This is a genomic window from Rhizomicrobium sp., from assembly GCF_056722145.1.
This window is the reverse complement of record NZ_JBWZET010000228.1, coordinates 16,108-27,796: the sequence shown is the minus strand read 5'-3', so window position 1 is coordinate 27,796 and position 11,689 is coordinate 16,108. Positions and strand designations below refer to the sequence as shown.

Annotated in this window: 8 protein-coding genes and 1 tRNA gene; 7 read left to right on the top strand and 2 right to left on the bottom strand. The window is 62.7% G+C overall.

Annotated features, from left to right (window positions below):
* Nucleotides 1-65: 65 nt before the first annotated feature.
* The 6 genes from cysD to AC1P6P_RS12400 all read left to right on the top strand — a co-directional run bounded on the left by cysD (nucleotide 66) and on the right by AC1P6P_RS12400 (nucleotide 8,189).
* Nucleotides 66-980: a sulfate adenylyltransferase subunit CysD gene (gene cysD / locus AC1P6P_RS12425; protein ID WP_481402757.1), complete on the top strand. Its 915-nt coding sequence runs from the start codon at nucleotides 66-68 to the stop codon at nucleotides 978-980.
* Entirely contained in the window at nucleotides 980-2,860 is a 1,881-nt protein-coding gene (gene cysN / locus AC1P6P_RS12420; RefSeq protein WP_481402756.1) for a sulfate adenylyltransferase subunit CysN, read from the top strand. The genes cysD and cysN overlap by 1 nt, the downstream gene beginning before the upstream one ends.
* A 115-nt stretch (nucleotides 2,861-2,975) precedes the next feature.
* A complete protein-coding gene (locus AC1P6P_RS12415; protein WP_481402755.1) occupies nucleotides 2,976-5,753 on the top strand; it encodes an SLBB domain-containing protein in 2,778 nt (925 codons plus the stop codon).
* Nucleotides 5,754-5,796: 43 nt separating this feature from the next.
* On the top strand, nucleotides 5,797-6,780 hold the full coding sequence (locus tag AC1P6P_RS12410) for a class I SAM-dependent methyltransferase (RefSeq protein ID WP_481402754.1): 984 nt from the start codon (nucleotides 5,797-5,799) through the stop codon (nucleotides 6,778-6,780).
* A gap of 30 nt (nucleotides 6,781-6,810) precedes the next feature.
* Nucleotides 6,811-7,392, top strand: a complete 582-nt coding sequence (locus AC1P6P_RS12405; protein ID WP_481402753.1) for an acyltransferase — start codon at nucleotides 6,811-6,813, stop codon at nucleotides 7,390-7,392.
* Nucleotides 7,393-7,469: 77 nt separating this feature from the next.
* Nucleotides 7,470-8,189 (top strand): TylF/MycF/NovP-related O-methyltransferase, encoded by a 720-nt coding sequence (locus AC1P6P_RS12400; protein ID WP_481402752.1) that lies wholly within the window; start codon nucleotides 7,470-7,472, stop codon nucleotides 8,187-8,189.
* A 66-nt stretch (nucleotides 8,190-8,255) separates the two neighbouring features.
* Here AC1P6P_RS12400 and AC1P6P_RS12395 read toward each other — a convergent pair.
* A tRNA-Lys gene (locus AC1P6P_RS12395) sits at nucleotides 8,256-8,330 on the bottom strand.
* Between the two features lie 182 nt (nucleotides 8,331-8,512).
* On the opposite strand from AC1P6P_RS12395, the gene AC1P6P_RS12390 reads away from it, so the two are divergent.
* Nucleotides 8,513-10,675, top strand: coding sequence for a M3 family metallopeptidase (locus AC1P6P_RS12390; protein WP_481402751.1), 2,163 nt, complete (start codon nucleotides 8,513-8,515; stop codon nucleotides 10,673-10,675).
* A gap of 245 nt (nucleotides 10,676-10,920) precedes the next feature.
* On the opposite strand, the gene AC1P6P_RS12385 is transcribed toward AC1P6P_RS12390, so the two are convergent.
* The gene (locus tag AC1P6P_RS12385) at nucleotides 10,921-11,604 is read right to left on the bottom strand and encodes a hypothetical protein (protein WP_481402750.1); all 684 of its coding nucleotides are present in this window, start codon (nucleotides 11,602-11,604) and stop codon (nucleotides 10,921-10,923) included.
* Between the last annotated feature and the right edge of the window lie 85 nt (nucleotides 11,605-11,689).

Below are 11,689 nucleotides of genomic sequence, written 5' to 3'. Positions count from 1 at the left end.
TTTGAAGCGCTTGAATTTTGGTACCAACTGGCCTATTTCACGGAAAATAGCCGGGGGTCCCTGATTTGTCCACCAGTTCACCTGTAGTTTCGCACCTGAAGCGTCTGGAAGCCGAGAGCATCCACATCCTGCGCGAGGTCGCGGCGACCTGCGACAATCCGGTGATGCTCTATTCGATCGGCAAGGATTCGTCGGTGATGCTGCACCTGGCGATGAAGGCGTTCTATCCTTCGAAGCCGCCGTTCCCGCTGATGCACGTCGACACGACGTGGAAGTTCCGCGATATGATCGCGTTTCGCGATGAGACCGCCAAGCGCCTCGGGCTCGAGCTGATCGTCCACATCAACCAGGACGGCGTCGCGCGCGGCATCAATCCGTTCGATTCCGGTTCGGCGCTGCATACCCAGGTGATGAAGACCGAAGGCCTGAAGCAGGCGCTCGACCACTACGGCTTCGATGCCGCGTTCGGCGGGGCGCGTCGCGATGAGGAAAAATCGCGCGCCAAGGAGCGTATTTTTTCGTTCCGCACCGCGAGCCATGCCTGGGACCCGAAGAACCAGCGCCCCGAGCTTTGGCGCACCTACAACACCCGCGTCAACAAGGGCGAAAGCATCCGCGTGTTTCCGCTGTCGAACTGGACCGAACTCGACATCTGGCAATACATCATGGTGGAAGATATCCCGATCGTGCCGCTTTATTTCGCCAAGCATCGCCCGGTGGTGGCGCGCGACGGCACCCTCATCATGGTCGATGACGCGCGCATGAAGCTGCGCGATGGCGAAGTGGTGGAGGACCGCTTGGTGCGTTTCCGCACGCTGGGCTGCTATCCCTTGACCGGTGCGTTCGAAAGCGGCGCCGATACTCTCGAAGCCATCGTCGCCGAAATGCTGACCGCGCGCACCTCCGAACGCCAGGGCCGCCTGATCGATTCCGACGAGAAGGCGTCGATGGAGAAGAAGAAGAAAGAGGGGTATTTCTGATGGCCCCGTCGCTGCGCGACTATCTCGTGTCGCAGGAAAGCAAGTCGTTCCTGCGTTTCCTCACCTGCGGTTCGGTGGATGATGGCAAATCGACGCTGATCGGGCGGCTGCTCTACGATACCAAGCTGTTGTTCGACGACCAGCTCGCCACGCTGGAAAAGGATTCGCGCCAGCACGGCACCACCGGCGGCGACATCGATTTCGCGCTGCTGGTCGATGGCTTGGAAGCCGAGCGCGAGCAGGGCATCACCATCGACGTCGCCTATCGCTTTTTCACCACCGACAAGCGCAAGTTCATCGTTGCCGACACGCCCGGTCACGAGCAATACACCCGCAACATGGCGACCGGCGCCTCCAATTCCGATCTCGCCGTGATCCTGATCGATGCGAGGAAGGGCGTGCTGGTGCAGACGCGGCGTCACGCCACCATCTGCTCGCTCTTGGGCATCCGCCACATCGTCTTGGCGGTGAACAAGATCGATTTGATGGAATACCGCCACGACGTGTTCGACGCCATCGTCGCCGAGTTCCAGAAATTCGCGGCGCCGCTCGGTTTCCAGTCGCTGGTGGCGATCCCGATGTCGGCGCGTTTCGGCGACAACGTGATTTCCCTCAGCGCCAACACGCCATGGTACGACGGTCCGGCGTTGCTGTCGCATCTCGAAACCGTCGATGTCGATACCGCGCTGGCCGATGCGCCGTTCCGCCTGCCGGTGCAATGGGTCAATCGTCCCAATCTCGACTTTCGCGGCCTTTCCGGCACCATCGTCGCCGGCCGCATTCGTAAAGGCGACGGCGTTGCGGTGGCGAAGTCGGGCCAGACGTCCACTGTTGCGCGCATCGTCACCATGGACGGCGATCTCGACGAGGCGCGGGCGGGCGAGGCGGTGACGCTGGTCCTCGCCGATGAAGTCGACGTGTCGCGCGGCGACGTGCTGTCGGCAGTCAAGGACCGTGCCGACGTGTCGGACCAGTTCGCGGCGCACCTGATTTGGATGAGCGAAGCCGAGATGCTTCCCGGCCGCCAGTATCTGCTCAAGCTCGGCACCACGACGGTTCCGGCCCAGATCACCGACCTGAAACACAAGATCGATGTCAACTCGCTGGAGCATCTGGCGGCGAAGACGCTGCATCTGAACGAAATCGCCGTCTGCAACATTTCGCTGACCCAGCCGGTGGCGTTCGATCCCTATGCCAAGGGCCGCGACATGGGCGGCTTCATCCTGATCGACCGCTTCACCAATGCGACCGTCGCCGCCGGCATGATCGATTTCGGTCTGTGGCGCGCCACCAACGTGCATTGGCAGGCGCTCGACGTGAACAAGGACGCGCGTTCCGGTCTCAAGCATCAGAAGCCGGTGGTGCTGTGGTTCACCGGCCTGTCGGGCTCGGGCAAGTCGACCATCGCCAACATGGTGGAACGCCAGCTTCATGCCGAGGGGCGGCACACCTACATCCTCGACGGCGACAATGTCCGTCATGGCCTCAACCGCGATCTCGGTTTCACCGAGGCGGACCGCGTCGAAAACATCCGCCGCGTCGCCGAAACCGCGAAACTGTTCGTCGATGCCGGATTGATCGTGCTGGTGTCGTTCATCTCGCCGTTCAAATCCGAACGCCGCATGGCGCGCGAATTGATGGGCGCGGGCGAGTTCGTGGAAGTGTTCGTCGATACACCGTTGGAAGTCTGCATCGAACGCGACGTCAAGGGGCTTTACGCCAAGGCGATGGCGGGCGCGATCAAGAATTTCACCGGCATCGACAGCCCCTACGAACGCCCGGAAAAGCCGGAGTTGACGTTGAAGACGGTGGCCGGCGATCCCGCCAACGAAGCGACGCGCGTGCTCGCCTTCCTGCGCGACGGCGGTTACGTGGCGTGATCCGGACTAACGCAGCGGAACCAAGGAAGCGATCGTCTTCCTAAGGCGGATTGCCCGTGCTACAGACGGATGCCGGGCCAAACGTATGGTACGCTGATTATTCCGAGAACATCGCATGCGCGTTGACGCCGATCCGTGGCGCTGTTGGCGTGCCTTCGCCGCGGCCGTCGCCGCTGTCGTGCTGCTGGTCACGGCGGTGGCGGCTCAGACGACCTCCCAACCCGTTCCGGGATTGACGCCAGACCAGTTGCAACAACTGCAGCAATTGCGCGGCAATGCCGCTTCGCAGGCTCCGTTCGTTACCCCGCGCGAGACCGTGCTGGAGCCGACCGCGCCCGCCAATCCGCGGCTGCCGACCTCGCGGCTGGAACAGATTCTGTCGGATCGCGCCGGGGTGCGGCTGAACCAGATCGGCTACGACCAGCTTGGCGTCGGCCGTTCGATCAGCCTGCCGCAAATGGGTGCGGCGCAGGACCGTTATGTGCTCGGCCCCGGCGACGAGATCGTGGTGACGCTGCGCGGTCAGGAGAATTCGGAATACCGCACCACGGTCGATCGCGATGGCACCGTGGTGCTGCCGCGCGTCAATCCGGTGCCGGCGGCAGGGCGCACGCTCGGCGATTTCCGCCGCGATGTCGTCAACGCCATCCATCGCACTTATGTTTCCACCGAGGGCTTCGTCAGTGTCGGCCGCATGCGCCAGATCAGCGTGCTGGTCTCCGGCGAGGTCGGCAGCCCGGGCACGCGCACGCTGACGGGATTGTCGACCGCGGTAGACGCGGTGCTGATTTCGGGCGGTGTCAAGAAATCCGGCTCGCTGCGCGGCGTGCGGATCGTGCGGGCAGGTCGTTCGTATACGGTCGATCTCTACAGTGTGCTGACGGGTGAGGCGCGCGCCTCGGCGATGGCGCTCACCGATGGCGACCGCGTCGTCGTGCCGCCGCTGGGACGGACCGCGGCGGTGGTCGGCTGGGTGCGCCGGCCCGGCATCTATGAACTGGCGGCGGGACGCACGGCGATCAGCACGCGCGAGCTTCTGGCGCTGGCGGGCGGCTTGGAAGTACGCGGCAAATACCGCTTGTCGGTGTTGCGCGTCACGGCCGATGGCAGCAATCGGCTGGTGCCGCTCGAGCCCGGCGCATCGACCATCGGCGACAGCGACATCCTGTTCGTGCAGCCGGCGGCGAGCGGTACCGAAAGCATGGCGACGTTGTCGGGGGGCACGGCGCTGGCGGGCAAGTACGCCACCGGCGCCAAGCTGTCGGACGTGCTGAAATCGCCGGGCGCCCTCGGCGAAGATCCGTACACCTTGTTCGGGGTGATTTCGCGGCGCGATCCGGTGACGCTGCTGCGCGTGCTGGTGCCGTTTACCCCGGTTGCGGTGCTGAACGGCAGCGAAGACCTGGCGCTGCAAAGCGACGACATCGTGCGGGTGATCTCCACCGGCGAGGCGCGCACCTTGTTCACGGCTTTGCGGCAATTTCGTCTGCGCCGTACCGCCGACCAGGAGGCTGAGGTCAATCCCAATCTCGAGCCGCAGGAAAATCCGCTGCTGGGTGCGACCGGAACGACGACGTTGAACCTGGCGCAACAGCGGCAGCCGCAGGCGACGGCGATGAATCCGACCATGCTCGACAACACGCGCTCGCTGACCGCACTGCTGGCGGAACCGAACCGCGACATCGACGAGGACCTGCGCGATCAGCGGCTCAATCCGGATACGCAAACCGAAAATCCGCCGCGCGAACGCGAGCGCAGCGACGATCGCGACCAGACGCCGGCGCCACTGACCAAAGACGTCAAGCGTGTAGCCGATCTCGCCAAGCAGCTGAAGGTCGATCCGCTGGTGCTGATCAATTTCCTCGACGATCGCACGCTGAATGTGGATGGCGCGGTGCAGGGGCCGGGGCTTTATCTGGTCGGGCCCGATGCCGATATCCGCTCGGTCTTGGCGGCGGCGGGCGGGCTGATGCGGATGGCCGACAAGGGCACGGTGGAGGTGATTTCCACCACCCTCGATCCGGTTGCCGGCACCTCGCGCACCGAGCGACGGCGGCTGTCGCTGGCCGATGCGGCCGACGTTGCCTTCATCGTGTCGCCGCGCGACGAGGTTCGCGTCGGGCAGGTTTATACGATGGCGACCTCGGGCTCGGTGATGGTGCAGGGGCAGGTCAAGAATGCCGGCACCTATCGCATCGTGCGCGGCGAGCATCTGTCCGAACTGCTGCTGCGTGCCGGTGGCCTCACCGAAACCGCGTATCCCTATGGCACGGTGTTCCTGCGCCGCTCGGTGGCGCAGCGCGAACAGGAAACGTTCCGCCGCCAAGCGCAGGAAATCGAGAACCAGCTTCTGCTCGCCATGAGCCGGCGCGATCCCAACGCCAAGCTGTCGCCGGATGCGTTCTCGGCGATGCAGAGCTACATCGCGCAGATCAAGAGCCAGAAAGGGCTCGGGCGCATCGTAGTGACCGCCGATCCTGCGGCGCTGGCCGCCAATCCCGCCAGCGATCCGCTGCTGGAGCCGAACGACGTCGTGTTCGTGCCGCAAAAGCCTTATTCGGTCGCGGTGCTCGGCGAAGTGCTGCAGCCGGGAAACATTCCGTTCTCGCGCAAAATGTCGGCCGACGATTACATCGAACGCGCCGGCGGCTATTCGCGCTTTGCCGACGAGGGCGAGACCATCCTGGTGCTGCCCGACGGTTCGGCGCAGCGCATCGAACATTCCTGGTTCAACTTCAACGGCGACACCATTCCGCCCGGCTCGACCATCTTCGTGGCGCGCGACATTTCCGGCATCGACCTGCACCAGATCATCATCGACACCACCCAGATCATGAGCCAGCTCGCGGTCAGTGCAGCATCATTGGCGGTGCTTTCCACACAGGTGAGGTGATGGCGCGGCGTCCGACAACATCTAAATCGGGAATTGGCATATCATGAGCATAGCCGCCACCCGGATTCAGCCGGACTTTTCGAACCGACTGCTGTGGCAGCCGGTGGCGAGCTGCATGCTTTGCGGCGGGCGGAATTTCTACGAGATCATGAAGGCGCCCGATCCCCACTACGGAATGCCGGGGCTTTTTTCCATCTTCCGTTGCCGCGATTGTTCGCTGCAGTTTCTCAATCCGCAGCCGACGCTGGCCTATCTGTCCACCGCCTATCCGAGCGAATACTATTCGTACGTGCTTCATCCGCTTCCGACGGGCTGGCGAGCCTACAAGAGGCGTTTGGGAATTTTCATGCAGCGGCTGCTGGGCTTGGAGATGGGCAGAACGCGCGATCCGCGCTTCGAACGGCCCGGGACCATGCTCGATATCGGCTGCGGCGCGGGCGATTTTCTGCTGCGACGGCGCGCGGAAGGCTGGAAGGTTCACGGCGTCGAGATCAATGCCAAGGCGGCGGAAGTCGGGCGCAGAGAGGGCCAACTCGATATCAAGAGCGGAACGCTGCCGGATGCTGGCTACCCCGACGCGTATTTCGATTACGTGCGCACCAACCACTCCTTCGAGCACCTGCACAATCCGCGCGAGGTCCTCAAGGAAATTCGCCGGATCATCAAGCCCGGCGGCAAGCTGTTTATCGGCGTGCCCAACATCGCCAGCCTGCCCGCCGGCATGTTCGGCGATTGCTGGTACAACCTCGGGCCGCCGACCCATCCCTACGGCTACAATCCCAAGTCACTGTCGCTGTTTTTGGAGCAGGAGGGTTTTGAGGTCGAAATGGTCGGCTACAATTCGACGTTTTCCGGCCTCATCGGAAGCATCCAGATTCGCTTGAATCGCGGCAGTGGCCTGCCGTCAGATCGCGGTCGGGTGGTCAATAATCGGGTCCTTATCATCTTGGCGCATTGGGTTGCGAAGATCATTGACGCCTTCAAGCGCGGCGATTGCATCGAGGTGATCGCAAGGCCCAAGCCGTGAGATTGCAGGATCGGAAAGCCGCTGCTGACAATGACCGTTGTTCGCTTTCTTCATCGTACCTTAGGCGCGTTGGGCAATGGCTATCAACGCTTCAAAGGCAGGGTCTTTTACCGCCCCTTGTTTCGGGCGTTCGGCCGCCATTCGACGATCCGCAATCCGCTGCTGATCGCCCATCCGGAAATGATAGCCATCGGCGACCGCGTGCATATCCGTGATGGAGTCCGCCTCGAAGTCGTCAGCGATGGCGTGAATAGCCCCCTGATGACGATCGGGTCGGATACCAACATCGAGCAGAATGTTCACATCGTCTGTCACTGCCGGGTCGTCATCGGTTCGCGAGTTTCCATCACCGCAAATTGCGCGATTGTGGATACCGTCCATCCCTATGATGCTCCCGGCGATCCACGGAAGATCGGCGCCCGCATTTCCACGGAGCCTTCCTTTGTGGAAATCGGCGACAACTGCTTTATCGGGGTCGGTGCGGCGATACTGCCGAACGTGCGGATCGGTGCCAATGCCGTGGTCGGTGCCAATGCCGTTGTCACGCGCGACGTTCCGCCGAACGCGGTCGTTGCCGGAAGTCCGGCGGTCGTTGTGAAAACATATGAATAGCGGAATCGACAGGCAGAATGGCACCCAAACGCAGGTATGGTCTTGCGGGAAAATTCTGCCAGGCCAGAGGTGACGGGATGGACTTATCGGCCTACCTCAAGGCGGCAAGAATGGTCCGTCACGCGCAGTTTCTTGCCGACGGGCTTCTGACCGTTCACAACGCGGACTTCTTGATGTCGCCCGAGTTCTTGCGAGCATATGAGGCAGGCGTCGCGACGGGTTCGTGGGGCGATGCAGACATCCGATGGCGCATGCACATCTTGTGTTGGGCTGCCGCAGTCGGGATGCAGCGCGACGGTGATTTTGTCGAATGCGGAGTAAGCTGGGGCGGATCGGCGATGACGGTCCTCACCTTCACCCAGATCCACACGACCCAACGGCGATATTTTTTACTCGATACGTTTCATGGGCCTGATCCTCGTTACATGACGGAGAGCGAAAAGAAGACGCTTAAGCCCTCGCGCCAATTCGAGGAGTGCCTCGATGCGGTCAAGGCGACGTTTGCCCCTTACAGCAATTGCGTGCGCATCGTTCCCGGCTCGATCCCCGATACGCTCTCTCAAGTCGATGCGCAGGCGATCGCGTATTTGGCGATCGACCTGAACAATGCCCTGCCCGAAATGGCCTCATTGACTCATTTCTGGCCGCGGCTGACGTCGGGCGCAATCGTTGTGCTGGATGACTATGGCTGGGAGGGGCACCACGAACAGAAGGCGGCCTTCGACCGGTTCGCGGAAGACAATGACCTCAGGATTGCCGGTTTGCCGACAGGCCAAGGCATCATCATCAAGCCGTAGGATGGGTGTGGCCCGTCTTCGCGGAACTGGCGATCGACCGGCATCCTTCTCGTTCTGTGAGAAGGATGGCGAGCCCGATGGGGTTTGAACCCATGGCCCTCTGATTAAAAGTCAGATGCTCTACCCCTGAGCTACGGGCTCGCGTCAGGAGGCGCGGACCATAGGGGCGGATGCACCTGCGGTCAACTGCGGCTAAGCGCCTGTCCCCAAGCACTTTTCAGTGAACGTGACGCAGGATTATGGAGCCGGCGGGGGGAACCGCTCTATAAATCGGGGTCCTACACGAGTCCCGCGCACCCGGCGCGGCTGCTGGAGAATCTCGCATGTCCCGTTTCCGTTCCGCGTTGTTGAGCGCGGCTGCCGTTGTTGTGCTGAGCGCCTGTTCGACCACCCCGCCACCGCCACCGCCCGCACCGCCGCCGCCACCGCCGCCCAATCCGTTCGCCGAGGCCTCGACGCTGCCGCTTCAGGCACCCGATTTCGCCCGCATCAAGGACAGCGACTATCAGCCGGCGATCGAGCAGGGCATGGCGCTCCAGCTCAAGGAAATCGACGCCATCGCCAACAATTCCGCGGCACCGACGTTCGAAAACACCATCGCCGCGATGGAAAAATCCGGCGCCATGCTGACGCGGGTGTCGAAGGTGTTCTTCGCGCTGACACAGGCCAACACCAACGAAGTGCTGCAGCGGGTGCGTGCCGACGAAGCACCCAAGCTCGCCGCCCATCACGACGCGATCTTCATGAATGCCAAGCTGTTCGCGCGGGTGGAAGCGTTGTGGAACGCGCGGGCGACGCTCAATCTCGGGCCGGAAGAGGCGACGCTGCTCGAGGTCTATTTTCACAACTTCGTGGCCTCGGGCGCGCGGCTTTCCGATGCCGGCAAGGCCCGGCTCGCCGACATCAACAAGCAAATGTCGTCGCTCGAAACGACCTATGACGAGAAGCTGCTCGCCGCGACCAAGGCCGGCGCGGTGGTGGTCAGCGACAAGGACAAGCTCGCCGGTCTCGACGAGGGCGCCGTTGCCGCCGCCGCGCAGCGCGCCAGCGAGCGTGGTCTGTCGGGCAAATGGGTGATCCCGCTGATCAACACCACCCAGCAGCCGGTGCTGCAGGACCTCGCCGACCGTACCGTCCGCCAGCAGCTGTTCGAGAATTCGTGGAACCGCGCCGAACGCGGCGATGCCAACGATACGCGCGACACCATCGCCACCATCGCGCAGCTGCGCGCCGAAAAGGCGACGCTGCTCGGTTATCCCAACTGGGCGGCCTATGTGCTCGAAGACCAGATGGCGAAAACGCCCGATGCCGCGGTCAATTTCCTCAACCAGCTCGGTCCGGCCGCGGTCAAGAAGGCCAAGGTCGAGGCCCGCGACATCCAGCACGCCATCGACCGCAGCCACGGCAAGTTCAAGCTCGCAGCCGCCGATTGGGAGCGCTATTCCGAAATGGTGCGCCGCGCCAAATACGATCTCGACGAGAATGCGGTGAAACCGTACTTCGAGATGAACAGCGTGCTCGAAAACGGCATCTTCTTCGCCGCCAATCAGCTCTATGGCGTCACCTTCAAGGAACGCAAGGACATCCCGGTCTATCAGGCCGACGTGCGCGTGTTCGAGGTGTTCGACAAGGACGGCTCGCCGCTCGGCCTGATGTATTTCGACTGGTACAAGCGCGACAACAAGCAGGGCGGCGCCTGGATGGACACCTTCGTCGATCAGTCGAAGGTCTTGGGCGCCAAGCCGGTGGTGTACAACGTCTGCAACTTCACCAAGCCGGCGGCGGGACAGCCGGCGCTGCTGTCGTTCGACGACGTGACGACGGCATTCCACGAATTCGGCCACGCCCTGCACGGCCTGTTCGCCAGCCAGAACTATCCGACGGTGTCGGGCAGCGCCACGGCGCGCGATTTCGTCGAATACCCGTCGCAGTTCAACGAACATTGGGCGCTCGATCCGATCGTGCTCAAGCACTACGCCTTCCACTACCAGACGCATGAGGTGATCCCCGACGCGCTGGTCAAGAAGATCAAGAAGGCGGCGACCTTCAATCAGGGCTACATGCTGAGCGAGATCGTCGCCGCGGCCCAGCTCGACATGCAGTGGGCGCTGCGCACCCAGGATCAGGGCAAGGCGGACGTCGATGCCTTCGAACGCGTGGCGCTGGAGCGTACCCACATGGCGGTCGCCGAAGTGCCGCCGCGCTATCGTTCGAGCTATTTCACCCACATCTGGTCGCTCGGCTATTCCGCCGGCTACTACGCCTATCTGTGGGCCGAGATGCTCGACGACGACACCTATGCCTGGTTTGAAAGTCACGGCGGCCTGACGCGCGAAAACGGCCAGCGCTATCGCGACCTCATCCTGTCGCGCGGCCACACCATGGACTACGGCGTGATGTTCCGCGCCTTCTACGGCAAGGACCCGGAAATCGGTCCGCTGCTGGAAAACCGCGGCCTCAAGGCACCGAAGAAGACGCATAACTGAAAATTCCTCTCCCCTTGTGGGAGAGGAAGAAAAATCACGGGGTTAGTGTCGCGCCAAAGCGATATCCGAACGAACAGAATGGCGCGATGCTAACCCCGATGATTTTCCAGGTGAGGGGGCGCACGCAAAGACCCCCTCACCAGCAAAATCTAGCGCTTAGCGGCGAACGGTAGCTGCACGATCAATCTCGTGCGCCGCTAAGTGCAAGATTTTGCGTCCTCCCACATGGGGAGAGGGACGTTTTCTCAAAACGCCCGTTGCTGGTTGGCGGATTTGGCGATGTCGTTGGTCGGTTCGGCGTTGAAGCCGAACTGGGTGGCAATCACGGTGTATTCGGCGCCATCGACCATCGGCATGAAGCTGGCCGAGCCGAAGAAGCGATCCTCCACGATCATGTTCCTCAGCACCCATTTCTCGACCGACGCCGGCAGGAACTGGGTCGCCTTCGGTTGCGGCGCCTTCAAATCGCAGGCGGTGATCCGCTGGCCGTTGCCGTCGACCGCACTGTTGTAGCGGTTGGTGATCTGGTCGAGCGTGTAGGTGGCGTTGAGGCCGATCTCGTTGGCCCACGCCTTCCACTTCTGGAAACGGCCGCCCAGCTCCCAGGCATCGCCCTGCAGGGTGCAGTTCTGGACGAAGTGGGTGTCGTCGAGGCGGGTGACCGTCACGGCGAAAATCTTGTTGGCGGGATCGACGGCCTTCACCGCCACCCGCGCCAGTGGCGTTTCATAGGTGAGGCGCGAATAGCCCTGCAGGTTGAGGCCGATCAATCCGGCGGTCAGCCCGGCGATGGCGACGATGCCGCCGCCGCCCAGCCGGATGCTGGCCTTGCCGGGGCGCAGTTTCACCGCGTGAACCAATCCGGCGACGAATGCAACGAACCCCAGCGCCGCGATCGCGAGCGGGGCGAAGATCATCCACAAGCCCATACGAACCCCCATTGAAGGCGTTGAGCGTAGCCAAGCCGGGCGAATGTTACCAGCCGTCCGCACCACAGTCTGGCGCCGCGATTGT

Bases quoted from the DNA above. Each gene is read 5' to 3' on its own strand.
- AC1P6P_RS12385 (WP_481402750.1), bottom strand. From the start codon at position 11,604: ATGGGCTTGTGGATGATCTTCGCCCCGCTCGCGATCGCGGCGCTGGGG.
- cysN (WP_481402756.1), top strand. From the start codon at position 980: ATGGCCCCGTCGCTGCGCGACTATCTCGTGTCGCAGGAAAGCAAGTCG.
- AC1P6P_RS12390 (WP_481402751.1), top strand. From the start codon at position 8,513: ATGTCCCGTTTCCGTTCCGCGTTGTTGAGCGCGGCTGCCGTTGTTGTG.
- AC1P6P_RS12415 (WP_481402755.1), top strand. From the start codon at position 2,976: ATGCGCGTTGACGCCGATCCGTGGCGCTGTTGGCGTGCCTTCGCCGCG.
- AC1P6P_RS12410 (WP_481402754.1), top strand. From the start codon at position 5,797: ATGAGCATAGCCGCCACCCGGATTCAGCCGGACTTTTCGAACCGACTG.
- AC1P6P_RS12405 (WP_481402753.1), top strand. From the start codon at position 6,811: ATGACCGTTGTTCGCTTTCTTCATCGTACCTTAGGCGCGTTGGGCAAT.
- AC1P6P_RS12400 (WP_481402752.1), top strand. From the start codon at position 7,470: ATGGACTTATCGGCCTACCTCAAGGCGGCAAGAATGGTCCGTCACGCG.